This window comes from Streptomyces sp. M2CJ-2 (assembly GCF_016757295.1).
In the GTDB taxonomy this organism is placed as follows: Bacteria; Actinomycetota; Actinomycetes; order Streptomycetales; family Streptomycetaceae; genus Streptomyces.
Map to the genome: position 1 here is coordinate 28,729 of NZ_JAESIF010000047.1, position 25,365 is coordinate 54,093.

The window sequence follows — 25,365 nt, forward strand, 5'->3', positions numbered from 1 at the left end:
CTATGCCGATCGCGACGCGACGATGGTTCGTTCTCAAATCGCAGACCGTGGTGCCCTTCGGGGTCGGGGCCGTCTTCGACATCCAGGGCGAGTCGTTCGTGGCCGCCGGCATCGGCGACTGGCCGGCCCGGACCAAGCAGCGGATCGGCTCGCCCCGGCTCGCCGACCGGCTCGGCGTCACCGGCTTCCACGCCGCGCCCGCCACCGCCAACGACCGCTTCGACGTCGCCGACGCGCCCGGAGCACCGTACATCCGCTTCCCCTCCTGGCTGTTCTGCGGTGCCTGCCGGCGCATGAAGCGCTGGCGGATCGCCGACGAGAAGCACGGCCAGGCGCCGCGCTGCCCGTCCTGCCCCCCCCCCGCACGGACCCTGGCACCGATGCGGTTCGTGCAGATCTGCCAGGCCGGGCACCTCGGCGACGTCGACTGGTGGTTCTGGGCGCACTCGCGGTGCGACGGCGGCGAGCGGCGGCACTGTGAGGAACGCGAGAGGCTGCGGTTCCTCGTCTCGGAACGGGCCTCCGGCCTCGAAGCGCTCTCCGTCACCTGCACGGCCAAGGGGTGCGGCGCCACCCGGGACCTGCTCGACGTCCTCGGCACCCACGGCATGCGGCTCGGGACGCAACCCGTGGCAGCGTGCGAGCGAGGCCGTCGCATGCCCGCGTCCGGTGCAGATCGTGCAGCGCACGGCGGGCAACCTCTACTACCCCGTCGTGCACTCGGCGTTGGACATTCCCGAGACCAACGTCCCCGTGCATACCGATGACGCGCACGCGGCCCGGGTCCGTGAACATCATCTGTGGGTCCTGCTGTGCAGGGACCCTGCCTCGCCGCGCGCCGCCGCCTTCCGGGAGATGATCCAGGAGGACACCGGAGCCGACGACAGCCTGATGGGCACCCTCCTGGCGGAGGAGACGGGACAAACGGCCCCCGCCGTGGCCGCCTCCGCGGGGCAGCCGCCCGCCGGCCCCGCCCACCCCGACCTGAGCCGGGAGGAATGGGCCGCGTTCACGGCGCCCGCCCCGCCCGCCACCCGTGACTTCGCCCTGCGCGAGACCACGCTCGGGCTGGCGGGGGAGACGGACGAACCGTGGGCCGGGCTCGCCCGCCGCTTCGGTCGCATCGTGCTCGCCGACCGGCTCCGCGAGGTCCGGGCCCTGTCCGGCTTCACCCGGGTCTCCCCGGACGCCACCGTCGTCGCCGCCGACACGTCCCGCCGGCTGAAGTGGCTGCCCGCCGTCGAGGTCTTCGGCGAGGGCGTCTTCCTCACCCTGGACCGTGACGCGCTCCGGGAATGGGAGCAGGACGTGGAGGTTCGCCGACGGGTCGCAGGGATGCGGGCCCACCTCGACCGCGTTCCCGGCGAGGAGCGCTCTCGCTCCGCACAGGCTGCCGTGACCCGCGCGGCCTCACGCCGGTCAGGGTCACCGGGTCGTGCGCACAGCACGGGACCGCTGGGTAGCGGCTGATCCCGTACGGGTGACGCGGGTGTGTTCCCTGTCGTCAGTCCGGGCGCAGCCCTACACTCAGGGTTGATAGTTCCAACTCCCTTGTCAGTCAGGGGATTCGTGCCCGAGAGTACCTCTGCCGGAGCCGCGCAGGGTGCCGTCGGCGACGCGCGGCTGCTCGCGCTGCGTGCCGAGGTCGAGAAGCTCATCACCGAGGCCCGGATCGGCGCACGGCGGGCGCAGCGCCGGGCCAAGCTCTGGCACGCGGCCTGTCTCAGCCTGGGTTTCCCCGCGGCGGTCCTCGCCGGCGTCTCGGGCGCGGCGGGTCTGGCCTCTGTCGAAGCGCGGGTGCCCGCGGCCGTCCTGGCCCTTCTGGCCGCGGGGTTCTCGGCCGGGTCGACCTTCCTGCGGGCGGACGCCCGCCACATGACGAACCTCCGCAGACGCTATGCCTGGCAGGAACTGGAGACGCGCGCCCGGCTCGTCCTGGCCTACGACGCCTACGAGGGCCCCGAGTATCTGTACACCGCCCTCCTGGGCCTGCACGAACTGCGCGTCGCCGTTCCGTCCAGCGCTCTGATCCTGGCCGAGCAGCAGGCGCCGGTGGGCGTCCCGGCGCCGGCACTTCCGCTGTCTGCGGTCCAGCCGCCGACGGCCACGGCACCGACGGTTCAGCAGGTGACCATCCCGTCCCCCGCGGCCCAGCCGCCCGCGATACCCCAGGCCCCGCCCGACCCGTTGCCGGAGTCGACCGACCCGGTCGGCTGACGCGTACCCGTCCTGGCCCCGAAGCCCGTGCCGATCCGACCGGCCCCATCCGGCCGACCGCTTTGGCGGCCTCGTGCGTTGCCGGAAAAGCCGTGGCCTCGTTCTCCCGTCCTTCCCTACACTCGACAACCGGCAAGCGCGGCCCCCTCGTCATGGGGTCGCGTATCCGTGACCATCGAGGGGAGTCCGGCCGTGCGTGTCCGCGCCGCTGCTGTCGCTCCCCGTTCCCGGTCCTCCTGGTCCTCCTCGCGGTCCATGGTGATCCTGGTGTCTTCGTCCGTCCGGTGCCCGCTGCGCGGCCGGCGCCGGATGTCGTGACGAGACGACACAGCTGACGGTTCAGGTCCTGGACGCGTTTGCGTCCGAGGCGTTCGCCTGCCTGCCTGTCCGCACACCGTTCGTCTCGTCCGGGAATCGCGCTGCCCTGTCACAGAGCACCGAAAGGCCACGGGCCATGCGCAACCCCCTGCACACCGCCCCCCTCGCCACCGTCCGCAACCTCGGCGTCCTCGCCCATGTCGACGCCGGCAAGACCACCGTCACCGAGCGGATCCTGTACGCCACCGGCACCACGCACAAACGGGGCGAGGTGCACGACGGCACCACCGTCACCGACTTCGACCCGCAGGAGCGCGACCGGGGCATCACGATCTTCGCCGCCGCCGTCAGCTGCACCTGGGACGGTCACCGCATCAACCTGATCGACACCCCGGGGCACGTCGACTTCACCGACGAGGTCGAGCGCTCGCTGCGCGTACTCGACGGCGCGGTCGCGGTGTTCGACGCGGTCGCCGGCGTGGAACCGCAGAGCGAGTCGGTGTGGCGGCAGGCCGACCGGCTCGGCGTGCCGCGCATCGCGTTCGTCAACAAGATGGACCGGGCCGGCGCCGAGCTGGACGCCGCCGTCGCCTCGATCCGCGAGCGGCTGCACCCCTCGCCCCTGGTGGTCCAGTTGCCGATCGGCGCCGAGGACGCCTTCACCGGTGTCGTCGACCTGATCCGCATGCGGGCGCTGACCTGGACCGACGACGGTACGACGGCCCACGAGGGCCCCGTGCCGGACGACTCGCGGGAGGAGGCCCGCCATCGGCGCCGGACGCTGGAGGAGGCCGTCGCCGAACTGCACCCGGGCGCGCTGGAGGAGTTCTGCGACACGGGCGCGCTCAGCACCCGCACGCTCACCTGTGCCCTGCGCGACCTCACCCGCAGCGGCGAGGGCGTCGTCGTGCTGTGCGGCTCGGCCTACCGCAACCGGGGCGTCGAACCGCTGCTGGACGCCGTCCTCGCCTACCTGCCGTCCCCGCTCGACGTGCCGCCCGTGCGCGGGACGCGCGAGGACGGCACCGGTGAGCAGGACCGTGCTGCCGACCCCGAGGCGCCGTTCGCCGCCCTCGCGTTCAAGGTGAACGCCGCGTCCACCGGACGACTGACCTATCTGCGCCTGTACTCGGGAACGATCGAGAGGGGAGACACCGTGTGGGACGCGACCGCCCGCCGCACCGAGCGCATCGGCCGCATCCTGCGGGTCCGGGCCGACCGGCACGCCCCGCTGGACCGGGCGGTCGCCGGGGACATCGTCGCCGTGGTCGGGCTGAAGTCCGCCCGCGCCGGATCGACCCTGTGCGCGCCCTCCGCCCCGCTGGTCCTGGAGCCTCCGGGTGTCGCCGAGCCCGTCGTGTCCGTGGCGCTCGAGGCACTCCGGGGCACCGACACCGGACGGCTGGCGTCGGCACTCGCACGGCTCGTCGAGGAGGACCCCTCGCTGGCGGTGCGGACCGACCCGGAGACCGGTCAGACGGTGCTGTCCGGCATGGGGGAGCTGCATCTGGAGGTCGCGGTGGAGAAGATCCGGCGCGATCACGGGACGGCTGTCACCGTGGGCCGCCCCCGGGTCAGCTACCGGGAGACCGTCGGCCGAGGGGTGTCCGGGTTCGTCTTCCGGCACGTCAAACAGGACGGCGGGGCGGGCCAGTTCGCCCATGTCGTGCTCGACGTCGAGCCGTTGGGCACCCCGGGCACTCCGGGTACCGGTTTCGAGTTCCGTTCGGCCGTCGTCGGCGGGCGCGTGCCGCAGGAGTACGTCCGTGCGGTCGAGGCCGGCTGCCGGGACGCCCTGACCGAGGGGCCGTCGGGCGGTCATCCGGTGACCGGGCTGCGCGTCACGCTCACCGACGGGGCGACCCATGTGAAGGACTCCTCGGACACCGCCTTCCGCACCGCCGGCCGGCTCGGTCTGCGGGAGGCCCTGCGGGCCTGCGCGATGGTGCTGCTGGAACCGGTGGTGGAGGCCACCGTCACCGTGCCCGAGGAGACGGTGGGCGGGGTGCTCGGTGATCTGGCCGCGCGCCGCGGCCGGGTGACCGGCTCGGCCACCCGGCCGGGCGGCACCGTCGTCACCGCGACGGTTCCGCTGGCCGAACTGTTCGGCTACGCGACCCGCCTGCGCAGCCGCACCCGGGGCCGCGGCACCTTCACCACCCGGCCCACCGGCTACGCACCGGCACCGACTCCGGCTGCGAGCGCACCTCGGGCGCCCGCACGGTAGCCGGGCGGCGGCCCCTCTCGCATCTACGCGCGGGAGGGGCCGTCCCGCGCACCGAGGGCAGCGGAACGGTCGCTGTGTCATGCTGCGGGCATGGAGCGGACGTTCAAGGCGCACGGCGGTCTCGCGGCGGCGTCGGGCACCGTGCTGTTGGTGCCGGCCACGCTCACGTGGCTGCCGGGCCCTCTGCCGCCGACCTGGTCAGGACGGCTGATGGTGGCGATGCTCGTGCTGCTCCTCCCGGTCTTCACATCCGCTCTGGTGCGCTTCATCCGGGCCCGTGCGTCCGGGCGGTCGGTGTGGAAGGCCTTTCGGTGTCTTCCGGGCAAGGTGCGGCTGGCACTCGGGGCATTGACCGTGTGGGGTGGCGTGCTGCTGATCCTCGGCACGGCAGGAACGGGCGGCGCGCAGTCCGCCGGGATGAGGGACGGTGGGGACTTCTCCTGGGGCACGCTGTCGGACGGGCCCGGCATGACCGTGCTCTCTCGGAGCCAGTACCACATCGCTCTCGAGAACGATCAGCGCAGTATGCTCGCGATCTCCGGCCTGCTCTTCGTCGGGGCGGCCTTTTTCGCCCTGACAGCCGGGGAGTTGCGTCGAGCGGACCGCGAATCCTCGCCCTCGTGACGCGTGCGACCTCCAACCATTTGGTGACCATTTGACCCGGTGGTTGACCTGGGCATGACGGACTGGGCAGGGTGAGCCGGTCTGCCTTCCGCCTCTCCTCAGGAGCCGTTGTGACCGACACCCCCAACTCCGGCACGGCCGCACGCCGTCCTGCCCGCCGTACACTGCTGCGCACCGCCGGACTGATGGCCGGTCTCACCGTGGCCGGTCTCCCCACCCCTGCTGGTGCAGCCGCCCGCACCGAGACCGAACCGGCCCTGCTGCCGACCGCCGAGGACGGCACGGTGTCCGGGGCCGGAGCCCGTGAACTGCGTGGCGAGTGGATCGCCACCGTCGCCAACATCGACTGGCCCTCACGCCCCGGCCTGAGCCCGGCCGAACAGCAGAGGGAGTTCGTCGCGCTGCTCGACCACGCCAGATCGACCGGACTCAACGCGGTGTTCGCCCAGGTCCGCCCGACGGCCGACGCGTTCTGGCCCTCCCGGTTCGAGCCGTGGTCGCAGTACCTGACCGGAACCCAGGGGCAGGACCCCGGTTACGACCCCCTGGGCTTCATGGTCGAGGCCGCGCACGCTCGCGGGCTGGCCCTGCACGCGTGGTTCAATCCGTACCGCGTCTCGCAGCAGTCCGACGTCACCAAGCTCGTGCCCGGCCATCCGGCGCGACTGCACCCGGAATGGATCGTCACCTACGGCGGTCGGCTGTACTACAACCCCGGTATCCCGGCCGTCCGCGCCTTCGTCGAGGACGCCATCATGGACGCGGTGGAGCGCTACGAGATCGACGGCGTCCACTTCGACGACTACTTCTACCCCTACCCGGTGGGCGGCCAGGACTTCCCCGACGACGACGCCTTCGCCGCGTACGGCGCGGACTTCACGGACCGGGCCGCCTGGCGCCGGCACAACGTGGACCTGCTGGTGCGGGAGACGCACGAGCGGGTGCGCGAGATCCGGCCCGAGGCGGCGTTCGGCGTCAGCCCCTTCGGCATCTGGCGCAACGCCTCCAGCGACCCGCGGGGCTCGGCCACCGGCGGCACCCAGTCCTACGACGCGCTGAACGCCGACACCCTGGGCTGGGTACGCAACGGCTGGCTGGACTACATCGCCCCGCAGCTCTACTGGAACATCGGTCTCCCGGTGGCCGACTACGCCGTCCTCGCTCCGTGGTGGGCGGACGCGGTGCGCGGCACCGACGTGCAGCTGTGGATCGGCCAGGCCGTGTACAAGGTGGGCGACCCCGCCCAACCGGCCGCCTGGCAGGATCCGGCCGAGCTCTCCCGGCACCTGACGATGAACGAGGGACTGCCGGAGATCAACGGCGAGATCCTGTTCAGCGCCACGGACGTGACCGCCGATCCGATCGGCGCGATCAGCAGGATGACCGACGACCACTGGCAGCGGCCCGCACTGCCTCCCGTCCTGCCGAGGCTCGCCCGCGGCCCCGCGCCCCTGCCCCCGCTCGTGTCGGCGACCCGGACGGCCGGCGGCGGGATCCGGGTCGAGGTGCGCTCCCGCGGCAACCACGTCCCCGCGCTGTACGCGGTCCGGCTGCGCGGCGCCACCGGTAGCGACGAGCTCGTGGCGGTGCTCCCGGGCGCCCGCAGCACCGAGTGGGCGGGGCCGGCGGCACCGGAGGGATCGGCGTACGCGGTCACCTCGGTGGACCGCGCCAACCGCGAAAGCGCCCCCATCACCGCACGGCCGCGCACACACTGACGTCGCATCCGGTTCGTCCCTCCTGGCTCCACCCGGCCGGCGGAGCCAGGAGGCGTGGAACCCGCGGCAGCCACCGCGCCGCCGCCGGCAGCGCTCCGTGTACCGCGAGACGTGACCGGCCACCGGCCCGCGCTGTCCCGGTGGCTACTCGGGGTCGCGGTCGAACTTCGAGGTCGACCAGAAGTAGCCGAGCACCGCGAGACCCAGGCACCAGACGACCGCGAGCCACCCGTGGTGGCCGATCTCGCTGCCGAGCAGCAGACCCCGGAGGGTCTCGATGGCGGGCGTGAACGGCTGGTACTCGGCGATCGGCCGGAACCAGCCGGGCATGGCGTCGACCGGGACGAAGGCGCTGGACAGGAGCGGCAGCAGGATCATCGGCATCGCGTTGTTGCCGGCGGCCTCGGCGTTCGGGCTGATCAGGCCCATGCCGACCGCGATCCAGGTGAGCGCCGTGGCGAAGAGCACCAGCAGTCCGAACGCCGCCAGCCACTCCAGGACGCCGGCATCCGTGGACCGGAAGCCGATGGCCACGGCGACGGCCCCCACGAGGACCACACTCGTGATCGACTGCAGCACGCTGCCGACGACGTGTCCGACGAGCACCGCACCGCGGTGGATCGCCATCGTGCGGAAGCGGGCGATGATGCCCTCGGTCATGTCGTCGGCGACGGAGACCGCGGTCCCGATCACCGTGCTGCCGATGGTCATCAGCAGCAGGCCCGGGACGATGTACGCGATGTACTCGGAGCGGTCCGGGCCTCCGCCGCCGATGCCCGCGCTCATCACGTCGCCGAAGACGTAGACGAAGAGCAACAGCAGCATGACCGGCGTGAGCAGCAGGTTCAGTGTGAGGGACGGATAGCGCCGGGCGTGCAGGAGGTTGCGGCGCAGCATGGTGGACGAGTCGCGTACGGCGAGGGAGAGGGAGCTCATCGGACATCCTCCTTGGACTGGCTGGATTGGCTGGCCCGGCCGGGCCGGTCGGGCCGACTCGGCACGGTGGAGCCGGTCAGGGCGAAGAACACGTCGTCGAGGTCGGGGGTGTGCACGGTCAGCTCGTCCGCCTCGATGCCGGCCGAGTCCAGCCGGTCGAGGAGGGAGCGCAGCTCGCGCTGGCTGCCGTCGCCGGGGATCCGCAGCACCAGCGCCTCGTCGTCCCGTGCGGCCCGGGGCAGGGCGAGAGCGGCGTTCCGGTACGCGGAGGGGTCGGAGAAGCGGAGCCGGACGTGCCCGCCGGGGATCATCCGCTTCAGCTCCTCGGCGGTGCCTTCGGCGGCGATCCTGCCGTCGTTCAGCACCGCGATGCGGTCGGCGAGTTCGTCGGCCTCCTCCAGGTACTGGGTGGTGAGGAAGACGGTGACGCCGTCGGAGACGAGTTCGCGGACGATCTGCCACATGGTGTGGCGGCTGCGCGGGTCGAGGCCGGTGGTCGGCTCGTCGAGGAAGATGATCCGCGGGTCGCCGACGAGAGTCATGGCGATGTCGAGGCGGCGCTTCATGCCGCCGGAGTAGCCCTGGGCGGGCTTCCGTGCGGCGTCGACGAGGTCGAACCGTTCCAGCAACTCGGCGGTGACCCGCCGCCCCTCGCGCCTGGACAGGTGGTGCAGGTCCGCCATGAGAAGCATGTTCTCCTCACCGGTGATCAGCCCGTCGACGGCGGAGAACTGCCCGGTGACGCCGATCGCGGCACGCACCCCGTCCGGCGACGTGGCGATGTCGTGGCCCGCGACCTGGGCCTGCCCGCCGTCGGCGGCGACGAGCGTGGACAGGATCTTCACGACGGTGGTCTTGCCGGCGCCGTTCGGCCCGAGCAGCGCGAACACGGACCCGGCCGGGATGCGCAGATCGATGCCGTCGAGGACGGTCCTGTCGCCGTACGACTTGCGCAGACCGACGGCGGAGACGGCGGTCGGCGACGGGGGACCGTCACCCTTTCTGGATGTGGGCATGACAAAAGAAGGCATGGGCCCTCCCGTTCGATGGCTGAAGTGGCGGGGTGTGGGTCGAGGCCGGCTCTTCCGGGGGTCAGGCCTTGGCTCGGCGGATGTCGATGTTGCCGTACCGGGTACGGGCGCGGACCTTGACGGTGCCCTCGGTCTCCTCCGGGGCCTCGGACGCGGTGAGCGTGTTGCGCACCTGGCCGGAGTCCGAGCTGACGTCGAGCCAGGCAGCCGTGCCCTCGCGGACGCCGACCTCGATGGCACCGTAGGAGGTCTCCAACTGGACAGTGCCGCAGGCCACTTCACCCACGCGCAGGGTGCCGTGGGCGGTGGTGGCGGTGACCGAGTCCTCGGCGCGCCGGATCTCGATGTCGCCGTTGGCGCCGCTCACCCGCAACTCACCGGTCGCGACGCCGACGGTCGTGGTGCCGTGCGAGTTCTTCAGGACGGCGGGGCCGTCGACGAGACCGACGCGCAGGCTGCCGGAGCTGGTGGTGATCTCGGCCGTGCCCTGGACCCGGTCCACGGTGATCGAGCCGTGCGACGCGGTCAGCTTCAGCGGACCGGTCGCGTCGAGGCGGACGTCGCCGGACGAGGTCTTCACACGGACCTCACCGAGTCGGTCCTCACCGAGCACCTGGACCCAGGAACCGGTCATGTCGACGTGCGAGCCGGTGGGCAGTTCGACCGTCACGTCGACGGTGCCGGTGCGGCCGAACAGGTTGGATTTGGGCGTCCTGACGGTCAGGACGTCGTTCGCGTACGTGACCTCGGTCTGGGCGGCCGTCCGCACGTCCAGCTCCTTCTTCGGGTCGCGGGGACGCACCTCGACGTCGGTGCCGGGGCGGTCGCCCGCGGTGAACCGGATGGAACCGGCGTCCACGTGCGCGGTGACCGAGATCGGTTCGGGAGTGTCGAAAGAAGGCATGGCTGTCCCGTCCTCTTGAGTCTTCAGGACGTCCCCGCTGGTGGGACGTGGTTGTGGGTGAAGTGGTACGGGCGGGGGTGCGGCTAGCGCACCCAGCCCGTGAAGCTCTGTCCGATGGTCTGGGCCCTCTCCGTCCGCCGCGGTCGTGTACCGCCGTCGACCGCGGCCGACACGGCCCGTACCAGCCACGCGTTGACCGACAGGCCCTCGCGGCTCGCGGCCTCCTCGACGTGTGCCTTGAGGTGGGCCGGCAGGCGCAGGTTGACGCGGGCGGTGCCGCCCTCGTCGCCTTCGGCGGGCGCCTGCGCCCTGAGCGGTCCGACGGGTGCGGCCGGCTCCACGGGGCCGCCGACGGGCGGCGGCGTCACCACGAAGTCGGGGTCCAGCCCGCGCAGCCGTACGTCGACCGAACCGGGGGCGAGCTCGCGGGTGATCTCGTCCATCGCGGCGGAGAGCACATTGAGCAGGGTCAGACGGGCCGCCGACTCCAGCGGAGCGGTGAGCCGTTCGGCCAGCTCGCGGGCATCTTCCCCGCCGGCCTCGGCGGCCACCGCGAGTTCACGGCGGAGGGTGTCGACATACGGGGTGAGGTCCATGGCGCTATGGTGGCACCATTTAGGCGCCATGCGCAAGCCGACAGGCGACACCTCCGATTTGACGTCCAACTCGCTCGTCTGACCTGCGAAAACGAGCTGATGTCCATCCGGGTGATGGTGGCGCCGCACGTTCTCGCGCACTCCTGGTGCTGCAGAGTGGCACCTGTTGGCACCTGTTGGCACCTGTTGGCGCCTGATGATGCCAGAGGGTGCCAGGTCGTACCCCGGACCTCGTCGGCGGCACGCCGCTCAGCCGCGTCGCGCGAGGATGCTGAGGGTGTTGGCGGCCACGACGGCACCGATGCTCGCCCATTCCATCGGGCCCAGGTCCTGGTCCAGGCCGATCCAGCCGAGGAGGGCGGCGAGGAGCGGGTTGACGCTCATGAAGAGCCCGAACGCCTGGGCGGGTACGCGGCGCAGGGTGAACAGGTCGGCGAGGTAGGGCACCGCCGAGGAGAGCACACCGGCCGCAACGGCACAGCCGACGGCCGAGGCGGTCGGCGGCCGGTGCAGGACGAGGAGGACGCCGACCGGCAGGAACATCAGCGCGGAGATCCCGGCCGCCGCGGCGGAGCCCTGCACACCCGGGATGCGGCGGCCGACGGTGCGGTTGAGGAGGATGTACGACGCCCAGCAGCACGCGGCCAGCAGTCCCAGGCCCATCCCCACGTAGTCGGTCGAGGGCTGGGGGTGCATCAGGGTGACGACGCCGGCCGCGGCGATCACCGCGCAGCAGGCGTCGACGCGCCGGCGGGCGGCGGCGAGGGCGATCATGAGCGGGCCGAGGAACTCCAGCGTGACCGCCAGGCCGAGGCCGATACGGTCGATGGCGGTGTAGAGGGACAGGTTCATGGTCCCGAACACCACGGCGAGCCCCAGCACCGGCCACCACTGCGCCCGGGTGAAGTCCCGCAGACGAGGGCGGCCGAGGGCGAGCAGGACGATCGCGGCGACGTACTGGCGGACCGCGACGACGCCCACCGGCCCGAGGACGGGGAAGGCGAGGGAACCGATCGCGGCGCCGACCTGGTTCGACAGGCCACTGCCGGCCATCGTGACCACGCCGGCCAACCGGCTCCCGGACGGCACCGGGGCCGAGGGACCCGTGCACGGAGCAGAGGAAGCGGACGGAGCAGAAGGTACGGAAACCGCGTCGGATGCACTTCGCATGACGCGATGGTGTGACCCGGTGACGCTTGCGCAAAATGCGTCCACGGCGGGATCCATACCCTTGGGTCATGGATGTGGAGCTGCGGCAGTTGCGCTGCCTTGTCGCCATCGTCGACGAGGGCACCTTCACCGACGCCGCCATCGCTCTGGGCGTCTCCCAGGCGGCGGTGTCCCGGACCCCTGGCCTCGCTCGAACGCGACCTCGGCGTGAGGCTGCTCAGGCGCACCTCACGCGAGGTGACACCGACCGCGGCCGGGCTGCGGGTGGTCGCCCGGGCCAGACGGGTGCTCGGAGAGGTGAACGACCTGGTACGGGAGGCCACTTCGGGCCACAGCATCCTGCGGATCGGCTATGCCTGGTCGGCGGTCGGCCGCCACACGCCCGCGTTCCAGCGCCGCTGGGCCCAGACGCACCCCGGTACGGATCTGCGCCTGGTGCGCGTCAGCTCCGCGACCGCCGGCCTGGCGGAGGGCGCCTGCGACCTCTCCGTCGTCCGCAATCCCCTGGACGACCGCCGCTTCGACGGGGTCGTCATCGGTCTGGAGCGGCGCCTGTGCGCCCTGCCCGCCGAGGACCCCCTGGCCGCACGCCGGTCGCTGCGCCTCGCCGACCTCAGCGGGCGCGTCCTGCTGATCGACCCGCGGACCGGCACCACCACACCCGAGTTGTGGCAGCCCGGCTCCCGCCCGGCGACGGAGGAGACCCATGACGTCGACGACTGGCTGACCGCGATCTCCAGTGGGCGCTGTGGCGGCATGACGGCGGAGTCCACCGCGCACCAGTATCCCCGGCCCGGCATCGCCTACCGGCCGGTCCGCGACGCCGAGCCCGTCGCCGTACGCCTCACATGGTGGCGAGACGACCCGCATCCCGCGACCCAGGCGGCGATCGAACTGCTCACCGCCCTCTACCGGGGCGACTGACGCACTCGTCCCGCGCGGCCACGACACCACATCGGGGCTCAGCCTTCCGAGCGAGATCCTCGGATGCCCCCTCTCGCCCTCCCGCGTCCACACTGCCGAGAGGAGGAGACCGTCATGCGGTCCGGCTGGGCCCGCCCGGTTGCTGGAACACCCACCGGGTGTGGCTGTACACCCCGTCGTCCCGGCCGAAGCCGTACGCGGTGGCCGGGGCCACCGCGAACACCACCGCCTCCCCCTTCCGGAACGCGTCTCCGAGCCCGTGGAAGGTGCCCTCGGGTGAGGTGATGTGCGGTCCGTACTTGGCCTCGTACGCCGCGATCACCTCCTCCAGCAGTGCCGGATCGGCAACCGGCTTCGCCTCGCCCTCGACCACCAGGTCGAGTCCCTCGGTGAGCGAGTTCGCACCGGTGGTCAGCGCGCAGTGCGCGTGGTGTGCGAGGTTCCTGGCCTTCTGCTCGTCCCGACCGGTGGAGAAGTACAGCACGCCGTCGTGCCAGGCGGCGATCACAGGCGTGACGTGCGGCCTGCCGTCGGGCCGCACCGTGGACACCCAGAAGATCTCGGCTGCCTCCAGTCGCCGCCGGGCGTCGGCCCACTCGGTGGCGGTGACGTCCGCGGCGCCCGGGCGGGGATTGAGCGCGGAGCTGTAGCGGGGGTCGAGCTCGGTCGTGGGCTGCTGTGCGGGGTCCGTCATGGGCATGGCGGATCTCCTTTCTTTCCCCCCATAACGACGCACGGCCCGCGCCGGAATCATCGGTACGCCCGTTCGTGTCCGTGGCGAGCCGGTCGCTGCGTCCACGACCGACGCCGTCGCGGTGCGCGCTCCGACCACCGGCCCTGTTCGGAGCGCGCACCGCGTACCGGGATCAGGGGTAGGCCACCACCTTCGACGGCACGGTGTCAGTCCCCGACGTCGGCGAACCCGTGTCGTTGATGACGCACTCGTACTGCCCGTGGCCGCTGAGCGACACGACCAGCAGGTGGTGGAAGCGGACCCCCGGACGGTTCGGGGCGGCGAAGCCGTGGTGCTGCACGATCGACGGGTTCACGTTGTATTGACTTGCCCCCGGGCTGAGGCCCAAGGATTCTGGCCTTCTTTTCCGCTGCTGTGCCGCTAGGCGGCACGGGCTGCGGGTCGGATTCCGTGGCTTCCTGCTTCGTCGCGCGGTGCCGGACCAGGGTCCGGGCTTACCTGCGCTCCACAGGCTGTCACCGCCAGTCCGGCGGCCTTGATGTTGATGGCAGCGTTGTGGTCCCGGTCGTGGACCGTGCCGCAGGCGGTACAGGTCCATTCCCGCACGTGCAGGGGTTTGGGCCCGTCGCGGTGGCCGCAGGCGGAGCACACCTGGCTGGTGGGCTCGAACCGGCCGACCTTCACAAGGACCCGTCCGTACCGGGCGGCCTTGTACTCCAGCAGGTGCACGAACCGGGACCAGCCCGCGTCGTGCACGCTTCTGGCCAGCCGGGTGCGCGCCAGTCCGCTCACCGCCAGGTCCTCCACGGCGACCGTTTGGTTTTCACGGATCACCTTCGTGGAGAGCTGGTGGTGGAAGTCGCGGCGGGCGTCGGCCACCTTCGCGTGGGCACGGGCCACCTTCCGGCGGGCTTTCTCTCGGTTCTTGGATCCCTTCTGTTTGCGGGACAGCTCCCGCTGGGCCTTCTTGAGTTTCTTCTCCGCGCGGCGCAAAAACCGCGGGGAGTCGATCTTCGTGCCGTCGGACAGCACGGCGAAGTGCGTCAGCCCGAGGTCGATGCCCACGGCCTGGTCGCTCGCGAGCATCCGTTTCGCGTCGGCGGCCGGGTCGGTGTCGATGACGAAGGAGGCGAAGTACCGGCCCGCTGCGTCCTTGACCACGGTGACACTGGACGGCACGCACGGCAGGGGTCGGGACCATCTGACCCGCACCTCGCCGATCTTCGGCAGGTTCAGCCGTCCGGCAGGGGTGATCTTCCAGCGGGCGTTCGTGGTGAACCGGACCGTCTGCCGGGCGTCCTTGCGCGACCTGAAGCGCGGCGCGCCCAGCTTCGGACCCCTGCGCTCGCCGGTGCGGGAGGCGAAGAAGTTGCGGTAGGCGGCCTCCACGTCCCGCAGCGCCTGCTGCAGCACCACCGCGGAGACTTCGCCCAGCCAGGACCGTTCCCGGGTCTGCTTCGCCTCGGTGATCAGCGTCCTGGACAGCAGCCCGGCGGTGGGAAAGGGCTGACCGGCTGCCCGGGCCCGCTCCCGGGCCGCGATGGCGTCGTTGTACACCACCCGCGCGCAGCCGAACGCCCGGGCCAGCGCACTGCGCTGACCGGGCGTCGGGTCGAGGCGGAAGGCATACCGAAGGTGCACGATCCGGACGTTAGCACCGGCCACCGGCAGTGCGGGGCGGATCGGACGAATTCCGGCTCCGCCGGAACGATCCGGCGACGCTCCACGTCGCACCCGCCGGATTTGCTTCACCAGCGGCGTGAACCCCGGTAGCGACCCGGGCCGAACTGGTCCGATTCCTGCCGGGCGAACACCTCGTCCAGCTTCGCCTGGATGCCCGCCGTGGACGGGTCGAAGACGATCACGTTCGGACCGAGGTCGCCGCCGGCCCGCAGCCGGCGCGGCTTCCCGGGCTTCGCCGCGACGGAAGGGGCGGCCGGCGCGGCGGGGGCGGTCGGTGCGGCGGAGGCCGTGGTGGTCAGCGCCGCCAGTACGGGGGCGGCGGCCGCGGCTCCGAGGACGGCCCGGCGTCGGACGGCGACACGGGGGTTGTCGGAGGACGGCTGGGCGGAGGGGGAGTCGGAGATCATGGGGGCTCTCCTGGTTCAGGAAGTGAACGGTGTGGGGGAGTTGGGAGCGCTTTTCCGCCGCTGATGGTTCATCCGTGGAACAGATGCGTCAAGAGGCGCGGCGAGAGTCGGGGGACTCCGTCGAAACCCTTGACGTGTCGCCTTCAGAGGGTTTAACTCACGTCCTAAATTAAGCTGTGAGTCGCTGACTCCGCCCTCCTTCTCCACTCCCTGCCCGCACCCCCGGAAAGGCACATCAGGAGCCATGCGCAGCATCCGAGCCGCGGCCACCGGCGCCGTCGTCCTGTCCCTCGCACTCGCCGCCTCGGCCTGCGGAGGCGGTTCGAGCACGGGCGGCGGGTCCGGCGACTCGCCCGGGGAGCTCACTTACTGGGCCTCCAACCAGGGCGCCAGCGTCGAGATCGACAAGAAGGTGCTCCAGCCCGAGCTGGACAAGTTCGAGAAGCAGACCGGCATCAAGGTCAAGCTCGAGGTCGTGCCCTGGTCCGACCTGCTCAACCGGATCCTCACCGCGACCACCTCCGGCCAGGGCCCGGACGTGCTCAACATCGGCAACACCTGGTCCGCCTCGCTCCAGGCGACGGGCGCGCTGCTGCCGTGGGACGCGAAGAACTTCGAAAAGATCGGCGGCAAGGACCGCTTCGTCGACTCCGCCCTCGGCTCCACCGGCACCGCGGGCCAGGACCCGGCCGCCGTCCCGCTGTACTCGATGGCGTACGCCCTCTACTACAACAAGCGGATGCTCGCCGACGCGGGCGTCGACGCCCCGCCCGCCACCTGGGACGAGCTGGTCGCCGCCGGCAAGAAGGTGTCCAAGGACGGCAAGTGGGGGATCGGCACGGAGGGTTCGAACCCCTCCGAGAACATCCACCACGCCTTCGTCCTCGCCAAGCAGCACGGCGCCGACTTCTTCACCGCCGACGGCGAGCCCGACTTCACCAACGGCGGTGCGGTCACCGCGGTCAAGCAGTACGTCGACCTGATGGCCAAGGACAGGATCATCGCCCCGGGCAACGCCGAGTACGCCCAGAACCAGTCCGTGAGCGACTTCGCCAAGGGCAGGACGGCGATGCTGCTGTGGCAGTCCGCCTCTGCCAACCTCACGTCCCAGGACATGAGCGAGGACGACTACGGCATCGCGCCGGTGCCCGTGCGGTCCGGCACCCCGGGCGCGGGCAAACAGGTCAACTCGATGGTCGCCGGCATCAACCTGGCCGTCTTCAAGAACAGCGACAACCTCGACGGCGCCACCGAGTTCGTGAAGTTCATGACGAGCGACGCCGAGCAGAAGATCCTCAACACGGCCTACAGCTCCATCCCGCCGGTCAGGGCCGCCCAGGAGGGCCCGGCCTTCAACTCCCCGGCCAACGCCGTCCTGAAGGACACCCTCGCCAACAGCGCCGTGGCGCTGCCGCAGGTCCCCGACGAGTCCCAGTTCGAGACCGCCGTCGGAACGGCGATCAAGGACCTGTTCGCCGACGCCGCCGGCGGCCGCGAGGTGACCACCGCATCGGTGAAGGCCGCACTCACCAAGGCCCAGCAGCAGATGCCCGAGAAGTGAGCCCCGACACCGCCATGACCGCCACTGCCCCCACCGCGGAGGCCGCCGCGCGGAAGACGTCCCCCGGTGCGGCGCGCGGCCCCCGCCGCCGCCCCGGGCGGATCCGCCGCATCGGACTGCCGTACCTGCTCCTGCTGCCCGCGCTGCTCCTCGAACTCCTGGTCCACCTGGTGCCGATGGTGATCGGCATCGTCATGAGCTTCAAGGAGCTCACCCAGTTCCACATCCGCGACTGGGGCACCGCCCCCTGGGCCGCCCTCGACAACTACAAGGTGTCGGTGGACTTCGACGCTCCCGTCGGCGCGGCCCTGCTCCACTCCTTCTTCGTCACCGTCGCCTTCACCGTGCTGTCGGTCGGCCTGTGCTGGCTCGTCGGCACCGCCGCCGCGATCTACCTGCAGGACACCTTCCGCGGCCGCGGCCTGCTGCGCGCCCTGTTCCTGGTGCCGTACGCCCTGCCGGTCTACGCGGCCGTCATCACCTGGGTGTTCATGTTCCAGCACGACAACGGCCTGGTGAACCACGTCCTGCACGACCAGCTCGGCCTCACCGACAAGCCGTCCTTCTGGCTGATCGGCGACAACAGCTTCTTCGCGCTGCTGACGGTGTCCGTGTGGAAGGGCTGGCCGTTCGCCTTCCTGATCGTCATGGCCGGCCTGCAGAACATCCCCCGCGAGCTGTACGAGGCCGCCGCGCTGGACGGCGCCGGGATGATCCAACAGGTCCGCCGCATCACCCTGCCGTCGCTGCGTCCCGTCAACCAGGTCCTGGTGCTGGTCCTGTTCCTGTGGACGTTCAACGACTTCAACACCCCGTTCGTCCTGTTCGGCAAGGCCGCCCCCGAGGCCGCGGACCTCATCTCGGTCCACATCTACCAGGCGTCCTTCGTCACCTGGAACTTCGGCACCGGCTCCGCCATGTCCGTCCTGCTCCTGCTGTTCCTGCTCGTCGTGACGGGCGGGTACCTCGTGCTCACCTCGCGCGGACGGAGGACCGCCCCATGAGCCCGCCCCGGTCCCCGATGGCCCCGCCCCGCTCGTTCCTGTGGTCCCGGCGGGTCTTCCTCACCCTGCTCACCGGCTTCGTGCTGATCCCGGTGTACGTCATGATCTCCAGCTCGCTGAAGCCGCTCGCGGACGTCACCGGCACGTTCCGCTGGCTGCCGAGCGAGGTGACGATCCGCCCGTACATCGACATCTGGTCCACCGTCCCGCTCGCCCGGTACTTCGTGAACTCGCTGATCGTGGCGGGCGCGGCGACCGTCTGCTCGGTGGTGATCGCGGTCTTCTCCGCCTACGCGGTGAGCCGCCACAGCTTCCGCGGCAAGCGCGTCTTCACGGTGACCGTGCTGTCGACGCAGATGTTCCCCGGCATCCTCTTCCTCCTCCCGCTGTTCCTCATCTACGTCAACATCGGCAACGCCACGGGCATCGCCCTGTTCGGCTCGCACGGCGGCCTGATCCTGACGTATCTGACGTTCTCCCTCCCGTTCTCCATCTGGATGCTGATCGGCTACTTCGACTCGGTCCCGCGGGACCTGGACGAGGCCGCGCTGGTCGACGGCTGCGGTCCGCTCGGCGCGCTCTTCCGGGTCGTCGTGCCGGCCGCGATCCCCGGCATCGTCGCGGTCGCCGTCTACGCCTTCATGACGGCCTGGGGCGAAGTGCTGTTCGCGTCGGTGATGACCGACGACACCACCCGCACCCTCGCCGTGGGACTCCAGGGCTACCCCACCCTCAACGACGTCTACTGGAACCAGATCATGGCGGCCTCGCTCGTGGTGAGCGTCCCCGTGGTCGCGGGCTTCCTGCTGCTGCAGCGCTACCTCGTCGCCGGCCTGACGGCAGGAGCCGTCAAGTGACCGGCTTCCCCGTACCCGAAAGGACTTCCGTGACCATCGACTACGCCGCCCTCCCCGACGACTTCCTGTGGGGCACGGCCACCTCGGCCTACCAGATCGAGGGAGCCGTGACGGAGGACGGCCGCTCGCCGTCGATCTGGGACACCTTCGCGCGCACCCCCGGCGCCATCGACAACGGCGACCACGGCGACACCGCCTGCGACCACTACCACCGCTGGCGCGAGGACATCGACCTGATGCGCCGCCTCGGCACCAACGCCTACCGCCTGTCCCTCGCCTGGCCCCGCATCGTCCCCGGCGGCGACGGCCCGGTCAACGCCGAGGGCCTCGACTTCTACGACCGGTTGACCGACGGCCTGCTCGAGGCGGGCATCACCCCGTCCGTCACCCTCTACCACTGGGACCTGCCGCAGGCCCTCCAGGACCGCGGCGGCTGGCCGGAGCGCGACACCGCCGAGCACTTCGCCGCGTACGCGTCGGTGGTCGCCGAACGCCTCGGCGACCGCGTGCACCACTGGGCCACCCTCAACGAGCCGCTGTGCTCGGCCTGGATCGGCCACCTGGAAGGCAGGATGGCACCGGGCCTGACCGACCTGACGGCGGCGGTCCGCGCCTCCTACCACCTGCTGCTGGGCCATGGTCTCGCGACGCGGGCGATCCGCGCCGCCGCCCCGAACGCCCAGGTGGGCATCGTCAACAACCTCTCCACGATCCACGCCGCCACCGACAGCCCCGAGGACCGGGCGGCCGCCGCCCGCATGGACGGCCACACCAACCGCTGGTGGCTGGACCCCGTGCACGGCTACGGCTTCCCGGCCGACATGCGCGAGGTCTACGGAGTCGAACTCCCGGAGCGTCCCGGGGACCTGGCGACCATCGCGGCCCCGCTCGACTGGCTCGGCCTCAACTACTACTTCCCCCAGGTGGTGGCGGCCGACCCCGACGGCCCGGCACCGCGGGCGGCCTTCGTGCGCCGCTCCGACGTCCCGCGCACCGGAATGGACTGGGAGATCGACGCGAGCGGCATCGAGACGCTGCTGCTGCGCCTGACGAACGACTACGGCGCACGCAAGCTCTACGTCACCGAGAACGGCTCCGCCTTCCCGGACGTGGTCCGCCCCGACGGCACGATCGACGACCCGGAACGCCAGGACTACCTGGAACAGCACCTGGCCGCCTGCGCGTCCGCCGCCCGCAAGGGCGCCCCGCTCGCCGGCTACTTCGCCTGGTCCCTGCTGGACAACTTCGAGTGGGCGTACGGCTACGACAAGCGCTTCGGCCTCGTCCACGTCGACTACGCCACCCAGACCCGCACCGTCAAGGGCTCCGGCCACCGGTACGCGGACATCATCCGCGGCCACGGGGGCCGGGTGCGGCGCGCGGCCTAGCGACACCCGCCGCGGCCCCGGTGGGCACGGACGCGTAACCGCGTGACCACCGGGGCCCCCGCATCCACGGCTCATGCCATGCGCGCGCCATTCACGTACGCGCCGTTCACGTAACACCGTCCATGCCAGTGCACGTCAGCAAGGGAGCCGGCGCCGCACCCCTACCCTCCCCGAAGGAAAGCCGTATGCCGTGTTCTCGCGGGTGCCGCCGGGGCGGCTGTGCGCCGGGTCAGTTGGCCAGCGGCGTGCGCTCGGCGTGGGCGACCTTCACGGACGCGATGTCGGACAGTTCGCGGTTGTCCTCGAGAGTGCTGTACTCGCTGAACTCGCCCTTGTCGGACTCGGTCCTGCCGGGCTTCAGGTGGGTCGCGCCGACGTAGGTCTGGCCGACGAAGTCTCCGTCGTCGTCGAAGGCGTTGACGATGACGGAGTAGTTGGCGGGCCCGTCCCCCTTGTTGGTGATCTCGTAGGCGAACTCGTAGGTCTCGTCGGGGTCCGTGTCGCAGTCGTTGTACGAGTAGATGTCGGTGTCGTCGCAGTACTCGCTGTCGCTGTCGTCGACGACGAATTCGCCGTCCGAGACTTCGACGTGCTCCAACGGGTCGCCGCCTCCGCCCTCGTCGTCCTTGCCCAGCGCCCACCAGGCGACGCCGCCGCCGGCCAGCAGGAGGGCGAGGACGGCGACGACCGCCGGAACGCGCCGTCCCGCCCGGGCCCGGCGATCGGTGGTCGTCACCGGCGCCGGGGGAGCGGGGGGCGGCGCGGCGGGATATGGGGGAGTGGGAACCGGCTCCGGTCTGTCGGGCGTGCTGTTGTCGGTCATACGGCGACAACTCCTTGTCGGGAGGCGCGCGCTGTGGGACAGGTGCGAGTGAGCTGTCGATCGGGCCGTACGTGGGGCCGGGCACAGCCCAGGTGCCGATGCCCCTTCACCGGACCTGTGCCGCGTGCATGCGAAGCTCGGCCCGGTCGGCGACGGAGGTGCGGAGCGGCACCGGCGGTCGTGGAGGTGGAGAACTTCTTGGAACTGAACATACCGGCGGTGGTCAACCCGAGGAATACGTCGATGACTTGAGGGCGAACAGCGGTCGACCGCCCACACATCCCCTACCGTGCGCGGGGCCACCATGCTGGACACGGAAGCGCGGGTTGTCGGGAACAGGAGGCTGCGGATGTCGGAGTGACTTGGCACCATGTGGCCTGACGATCGCTGTATGAGCGGTGCGTGGCGTGCATGCAAGGTCCGGTGGAGGGCCGTGTGTGCTGACCGAGGGGGAAGCCGTGACGGACTGGATCTACATCCTCGATCCGAACAGGGACACGCTGGACGGGGAGCCGTCCGACAAGGAGACGATACGTCGGCTGGCGGAGGAGGAGCCCGGACTCGAACTCTGGCTCAGCCGCCGCAACCGCATGAAGCGGGGCGACCGCCTGTGGTTCTTCTTCACCCAGCCGGAGTCGGCGGTCGCCGCGGTGGCCGAGGTCGACGAGGAGCCCTGGAACGACCCGGACGCCCCCGACATCCCGTACCTGGTCGGGGCGGCTCTGCTCCCCGAGGCGACGAAGGCGCTGTACCGCGACCCCGTGGGCCGGGACGAACTGGGACTCGGGCAGGTGCGGTCGGTGCAGAAGGTGAAGCCGGAGGCACTGCCGGTGCTGCTGGCGCGGGCGGGTCTCTGACCGGCACGGCAGCGGCCACGCGCCCGGTGCCTCGGTAAGGCGACCGGCATGTCGTCCGCGCACCTGCTGATCATCGGAGACCGGGCCGCTCTGCGCTGGGTGGCGACCCAGCAGCGGATGGCGTTCCCGTCCGGGCGGGCCAAGGCGGCGCGGACGCTGGAGGAGGGCGACGAGATCTTCCTCTACACCACACGCGGCTGCTTCCGGAATCCGACCCGCGACCTGGGCCGGGTGATCGCCCGGGCCTCGGTCACCACCCCCGTACGGGCCCTGGACGAGCCGCTCGTCTTCGGCGACCGGTCCTTCACGGAGGGCTGCCGCCTCGAGGTGTCCGGCCTGGCCCCCTTCCGCGACGGGCTCGTCCTGCGCGACCTGGTGCCCCGGCTGTCGGTCTTCCCGGACCCGGCGACCTGGAGCGTGCGCATGCGGCGGGCGTCACTGGAACTGCCACCGGGGGACGCGGACCTGGTGCGCACGGAACTGGATCCCCTGCTGCGCCCGTACAACGAGGTCGCCGACGCCTACCACTGGGAACCGGCGCCACCCTGAGCCGGGGTACGGCACCCCACTGGCGGAGCCGCTTTCACCGTGTGGACGGCAGAAGGCTGCGGTTCAACCATTGGGTGTACCAGTCCGAAAAGTCCGGCCCCGGGCTCAGGGCGTGGCCGCAGCCGAGGTCGTCCGTCCAGACCTGTCCGCGGGCGGGGCCGGTGACCACCAGGCGGTAGAAGGAACCGCAGCCGATCTCGGCGAGGGCGAGCGAGCCGGTGAACCAGCAGGCTGAGAAGTCCTCCTCACCGGGGGCGTGCTCTTCGCAGACCGGGTGCTCCTGCGAGGGCACGAAGGAGCCTGTGTGTGGAAAGGGAACGGACAGCAGGCCCAGGTCCTCCTGCCGGCCCAGCCACCTCTCGCTGCCGAACTCGTACAGGCCGTAGGCCGGACCGGCGCCCCCGACGCCCACCGTGGTGAGGAACGAGCGGTAGGAAGCCGGGAGTTCGAAGTGATGCTCCCGCTCGAAGCCGACCACGGTGACTTCCGGCACGGGCGGAGCCAACACCCACCGATGCCTGCGTGCACCGTGGTCCCGGCACTCGGGATCGGCCTCGGCCCTCACTCGGACTCGTTCACGCACGTCGTCGACATCCCACACGACCCGGACCCTACCTGCCACCGCCGCGGTCGGACGAGGCTGTTGCACGGGGCCCGTACGACGGCATCAAACGGAGCGGCCATCCGTCACGTTCCGCATCGCCTGCGGAGGAGCTCAACACCGTCGCCTTCGAGGTCGTCGCAGTACGTCGCGCGCCCGGTCATGGCCATTACCAGGGCCAAGCTGGTGCCGGACACGAGCGGCCCGGAGCCGGTCGCGAAGGGGCCGTCGACGGCGAGGAGTTTCAGGCCGCCGATGCGTCCCTTGGCAACGACCACGAGATCCGATCCCCGGTAGTACTCGGCCACCTGTGTGACCGTGTCGATCGGATAGTCACGGTGGATGCCCAGCGGGCGCCGGATGTCTTCCGCGTGCACGATCGTCTCGCCCAGCATGGCCACGGCAGGCAGGGGAGGCTTGGTCGTACTCGGGACGACGTACCGGAATCGCTCAAGGGTCTCGGTCGGGGTCGCCCCCAACTGCTCGGCCAGCCGCATGGCCACCTGCTTGTCGAAGTCGAACCGGCAGCGGATCACACCCGCCAGCCAGCGCACAGCGTTGAGCCGGGCTCCCGCGGTCAGGTGTGCCAGCACCTCGCGCACCGTCAATCCGCTGCACAGCGACGGTGACGCCCACTGCTCGTCGGACAGGTCCGCGAGATCGGCCGCCAGCGCCGCTCGCTCAGTACGGATCAGGGGCCAGAGCCCGGCCCTCTGGCTGCGGTCAGGTGCCAGTTCCGGATCAGTCATTCGGGAGAGTCTCCTGTCGCGGGTAGCGCTCTGCATCGCCCCCTGACCGGAGCAGGTGGGTACCCGGCGGGGGCATTCGAAGAGGAGACTCCTGCCCTCGAGCAAAATCATCGCCCGCGAGTGAACTTTCCTCGGGGGGAACCGAACCGGATCTCGTTGTCGGTGACGGCCTGCGCGGGCACCAGGACGGTGCGGATGACGATGCGGTGATCGCGACGTGCAGGGTCCTGGTGATTCCCGGGCCGCGTCGGCCGCTGTCGTCGACACGCTGGACACGCGGGCCCGAGAGGTGGACCGCTGGATGGCCCGCTGACCCGATACGCCTGGGGTCGCCCCTTACCGCCCCCCGGGCCTTCTCACCGCTCCAGCTGGAATCGGTTCCTGACAGCCGCAAGCAGTTGACGGTGACCGTCCCAATCGGGCTGGGTCGCGATGGGCACGGTGATACGGACCTGCGAGCTGGTGACGTCGCAAACGCTCACCTCCGTGCACCCGCTCCCGGTCTCCTCCGTGGGGTCGATCGTGATCCGCGGGGAGCGTCCGCTCTCCAGCCAGGTGGCCTTCCTTCCGGCCACGACAGAGTTCAGAACCTCGGCCCAGCTGTCGAGGTCGTACGCGTTGAGACACAGCTCGACGCGACCACTGACGAATCCGGTGCTGACCACGATCTCAGCGTGAAGGACGTCGTACTGGTCGGTGCCGGAGAAGCTCATTCCTCCCATGACGCGCAGGGAGATGCTCTGCTCCTCGTCCGAGAGGTGAATCAGCTCGAGGGGGCTGGGATCGGGCACGTCGGTACTACCTCTTGAGGAAATGAGGCCCGAGGGGCCTGTGCGCCGTGAGGACGTCACCCGCTCCGGCGCCTTTGCCCCGGGCGATCACGACGTCCTCTCCTCGGCGGGAAATCAGATTCCCGCTGTCGGTCGAGGAATGGTACACCGCGTCCGGGTTCTTCAGGACCTCCGGCACGCGTTCGTCGCTGAACGCGTGCCGGGAGGCCGCGTGGTAGCCGCCGTCCTTCCGCATCCGGTTTCCCTGTGCCCGCTCGATGACCTCGTCCGCGGTCTTGACGGCCTTCTCCCTGGCTTGCTGGGCCTTCCTCCTTCGTGTACTCGGGCATCAGGCCCGTAGATGCTGCTGGTGCGGGACCAGGCGGTGGCGCCCCGGAAGGTGCTCCGGGTGCGCCAGGCGATGTCACCCGACTCGTCGACCAGTTAGGTCGGTGTGCCGATCAGATCGGTGGCGACGGCGAAGAAACTGCGGTTGATACCACGGTTGTCGCCTACTGGCTTCGGCCGGTTTCGGAGCGACGGAACCCGGCCCGGACCGCGCGCACGGCGGTCTGGAGTTCGGCATCATCGAGATCGCCCGGTTCCGCGAATTCGGGATCGACCGAGTAGTCCTCGAGAGTCATGAACACCTGGTCGAAGAGGGCGCCAAGTGCCCCCTGAACCTCGATCCACCGCGTGAATTCTGCTCACGGGCGTCGGGCGGCTCCTGGTGGTTTCTTCGGGACGCGGGCAGCGG

Annotated in this window: 24 protein-coding genes and 4 pseudogenes; 13 read left to right on the forward strand and 15 right to left on the reverse strand. The window is 70.9% G+C overall.

Annotation, left to right across the window (positions count from 1 at the left end):
* The first annotated feature begins 2 nt into the window (after positions 1-2).
* The 6 genes and pseudogenes from JL475_RS40355 to JL475_RS27690 all read left to right on the forward strand — a co-directional run.
* Positions 3-767: a hypothetical protein gene (locus JL475_RS40355; protein ID WP_237408461.1), complete on the forward strand. Its 765-nt coding sequence runs from the start codon at positions 3-5 to the stop codon at positions 765-767.
* The gene (locus tag JL475_RS40360; protein WP_237408463.1) at positions 679-1,470 is read left to right on the forward strand and encodes a hypothetical protein; all 792 of its coding nucleotides are present in this window, start codon (positions 679-681) and stop codon (positions 1,468-1,470) included. The genes JL475_RS40355 and JL475_RS40360 overlap by 89 nt, the downstream gene beginning before the upstream one ends.
* Positions 1,471-1,569: 99 nt before the next feature.
* Positions 1,570-2,217 carry a hypothetical protein gene (locus JL475_RS27675; protein WP_202280685.1) on the forward strand — a complete coding sequence of 216 codons (648 nt, stop codon included), beginning with the start codon at positions 1,570-1,572 and terminating at the stop codon, positions 2,215-2,217.
* 454 nt (positions 2,218-2,671) lie between these two features.
* Positions 2,672-4,762 (forward strand): elongation factor G, encoded by a 2,091-nt coding sequence (gene fusA, locus JL475_RS27680; protein ID WP_202280686.1) that lies wholly within the window; start codon positions 2,672-2,674, stop codon positions 4,760-4,762.
* A gap of 90 nt (positions 4,763-4,852) precedes the next feature.
* Positions 4,853-5,386, forward strand: coding sequence for a hypothetical protein (locus tag JL475_RS27685; protein WP_202280687.1), 534 nt, complete (start codon positions 4,853-4,855; stop codon positions 5,384-5,386).
* Positions 5,387-5,571: 185 nt separating this feature from the next.
* Positions 5,572-6,786: pseudogene (locus JL475_RS27690) on the forward strand (glycoside hydrolase family 10 protein); the annotation flags it as partial.
* A 462-nt stretch (positions 6,787-7,248) separates the two neighbouring features.
* On the opposite strand, the gene JL475_RS27695 reads toward JL475_RS27690, so the two are convergent.
* From JL475_RS27695 to JL475_RS27715, 5 genes are all read right to left on the reverse strand, one after another.
* Positions 7,249-8,040, reverse strand: a complete 792-nt coding sequence (locus tag JL475_RS27695; protein ID WP_202280688.1) for an ABC transporter permease — start codon at positions 8,038-8,040, stop codon at positions 7,249-7,251.
* The gene (locus JL475_RS27700; protein WP_202280689.1) at positions 8,037-9,056 is read right to left on the reverse strand and encodes an ATP-binding cassette domain-containing protein; all 1,020 of its coding nucleotides are present in this window, start codon (positions 9,054-9,056) and stop codon (positions 8,037-8,039) included. The genes JL475_RS27695 and JL475_RS27700 overlap by 4 nt, the downstream gene beginning before the upstream one ends.
* A gap of 76 nt (positions 9,057-9,132) precedes the next feature.
* Positions 9,133-9,975 carry a DUF4097 family beta strand repeat-containing protein gene (locus tag JL475_RS27705; protein WP_202280690.1) on the reverse strand — a complete coding sequence of 281 codons (843 nt, stop codon included), beginning with the start codon at positions 9,973-9,975 and terminating at the stop codon, positions 9,133-9,135.
* 83 nt (positions 9,976-10,058) lie between these two features.
* Positions 10,059-10,571, reverse strand: a complete 513-nt coding sequence (locus JL475_RS27710; RefSeq protein ID WP_202280691.1) for a hypothetical protein — start codon at positions 10,569-10,571, stop codon at positions 10,059-10,061.
* 249 nt (positions 10,572-10,820) lie between these two features.
* Positions 10,821-11,798, reverse strand: coding sequence for a DMT family transporter (locus JL475_RS27715; protein ID WP_202280692.1), 978 nt, complete (start codon positions 11,796-11,798; stop codon positions 10,821-10,823).
* 11 nt (positions 11,799-11,809) lie between these two features.
* On the opposite strand from JL475_RS27715, the pseudogene JL475_RS27720 reads away from it, so the two are divergent.
* Positions 11,810-12,665: pseudogene (locus tag JL475_RS27720) on the forward strand (LysR family transcriptional regulator).
* A gap of 112 nt (positions 12,666-12,777) precedes the next feature.
* On the opposite strand, the gene JL475_RS27725 reads toward JL475_RS27720, so the two are convergent.
* The 4 genes and pseudogenes from JL475_RS27725 to JL475_RS27740 all read right to left on the reverse strand — a co-directional run.
* Positions 12,778-13,365 (reverse strand): pyridoxamine 5'-phosphate oxidase family protein, encoded by a 588-nt coding sequence (locus JL475_RS27725; RefSeq protein ID WP_202280693.1) that lies wholly within the window; start codon positions 13,363-13,365, stop codon positions 12,778-12,780.
* Between the two features lie 166 nt (positions 13,366-13,531).
* Positions 13,532-13,720, reverse strand: a pseudogene (locus JL475_RS27730) (coagulation factor 5/8 type domain-containing protein); the annotation flags it as partial.
* 59 nt (positions 13,721-13,779) lie between these two features.
* A complete protein-coding gene (locus tag JL475_RS27735) occupies positions 13,780-15,000 on the reverse strand; it encodes an RNA-guided endonuclease TnpB family protein (protein WP_202280694.1) in 1,221 nt (406 codons plus the stop codon).
* Between the two features lie 128 nt (positions 15,001-15,128).
* Positions 15,129-15,449: pseudogene (locus tag JL475_RS27740) on the reverse strand (coagulation factor 5/8 type domain-containing protein); the annotation flags it as partial.
* A gap of 244 nt (positions 15,450-15,693) precedes the next feature.
* Between JL475_RS27740 and JL475_RS27745 the strand changes: the two are divergent.
* From JL475_RS27745 to JL475_RS27760, 4 genes are read left to right on the forward strand one after another with little or no spacing between them, the layout of a single operon-like run.
* The gene (locus tag JL475_RS27745; protein WP_202280695.1) at positions 15,694-17,010 is read left to right on the forward strand and encodes a sugar ABC transporter substrate-binding protein; all 1,317 of its coding nucleotides are present in this window, start codon (positions 15,694-15,696) and stop codon (positions 17,008-17,010) included.
* A 14-nt stretch (positions 17,011-17,024) separates the two neighbouring features.
* Entirely contained in the window at positions 17,025-18,014 is a 990-nt protein-coding gene (locus tag JL475_RS27750) for a carbohydrate ABC transporter permease (RefSeq protein WP_202280696.1), read from the forward strand.
* Between the two features lie 17 nt (positions 18,015-18,031).
* Complete coding sequence (locus JL475_RS27755) at positions 18,032-18,871, forward strand: carbohydrate ABC transporter permease (RefSeq protein WP_202280708.1); 840 nt, start codon at positions 18,032-18,034, stop codon at positions 18,869-18,871.
* A gap of 29 nt (positions 18,872-18,900) precedes the next feature.
* Complete coding sequence (locus JL475_RS27760) at positions 18,901-20,259, forward strand: GH1 family beta-glucosidase (protein WP_202280697.1); 1,359 nt, start codon at positions 18,901-18,903, stop codon at positions 20,257-20,259.
* Between the two features lie 229 nt (positions 20,260-20,488).
* Here JL475_RS27760 and JL475_RS27765 read toward each other — a convergent pair whose 3' ends face one another.
* The gene (locus JL475_RS27765; protein ID WP_202280698.1) at positions 20,489-21,082 is read right to left on the reverse strand and encodes a hypothetical protein; all 594 of its coding nucleotides are present in this window, start codon (positions 21,080-21,082) and stop codon (positions 20,489-20,491) included.
* Positions 21,083-21,540: 458 nt separating this feature from the next.
* On the opposite strand from JL475_RS27765, the gene JL475_RS27770 reads away from it, so the two are divergent.
* Both JL475_RS27770 and JL475_RS27775 read left to right on the forward strand, forming a co-directional pair.
* Complete coding sequence (locus JL475_RS27770; RefSeq protein WP_202280709.1) at positions 21,541-21,939, forward strand: hypothetical protein; 399 nt, start codon at positions 21,541-21,543, stop codon at positions 21,937-21,939.
* A gap of 48 nt (positions 21,940-21,987) precedes the next feature.
* Positions 21,988-22,488: a hypothetical protein gene (locus JL475_RS27775; protein ID WP_202280699.1), complete on the forward strand. Its 501-nt coding sequence runs from the start codon at positions 21,988-21,990 to the stop codon at positions 22,486-22,488.
* A 34-nt stretch (positions 22,489-22,522) separates the two neighbouring features.
* Here JL475_RS27775 and JL475_RS27780 read toward each other — a convergent pair whose 3' ends face one another.
* From JL475_RS27780 to JL475_RS41295, 5 genes are all read right to left on the reverse strand, one after another.
* Positions 22,523-22,981 (reverse strand): SMI1/KNR4 family protein, encoded by a 459-nt coding sequence (locus JL475_RS27780; RefSeq protein ID WP_237408467.1) that lies wholly within the window; start codon positions 22,979-22,981, stop codon positions 22,523-22,525.
* 194 nt (positions 22,982-23,175) lie between these two features.
* On the reverse strand, positions 23,176-23,838 hold the full coding sequence (locus tag JL475_RS27785; protein WP_202280701.1) for a maleylpyruvate isomerase family mycothiol-dependent enzyme: 663 nt from the start codon (positions 23,836-23,838) through the stop codon (positions 23,176-23,178).
* A gap of 356 nt (positions 23,839-24,194) precedes the next feature.
* Complete coding sequence (locus tag JL475_RS27790) at positions 24,195-24,629, reverse strand: DUF5959 family protein (RefSeq protein ID WP_202280702.1); 435 nt, start codon at positions 24,627-24,629, stop codon at positions 24,195-24,197.
* 7 nt (positions 24,630-24,636) lie between these two features.
* Positions 24,637-24,864: a hypothetical protein gene (locus JL475_RS27795; RefSeq protein WP_202280703.1), complete on the reverse strand. Its 228-nt coding sequence runs from the start codon at positions 24,862-24,864 to the stop codon at positions 24,637-24,639.
* 256 nt (positions 24,865-25,120) lie between these two features.
* Positions 25,121-25,252 carry a hypothetical protein gene (locus JL475_RS41295; RefSeq protein ID WP_272932979.1) on the reverse strand — a complete coding sequence of 44 codons (132 nt, stop codon included), beginning with the start codon at positions 25,250-25,252 and terminating at the stop codon, positions 25,121-25,123.
* Positions 25,253-25,365 lie beyond the last annotated feature (113 nt).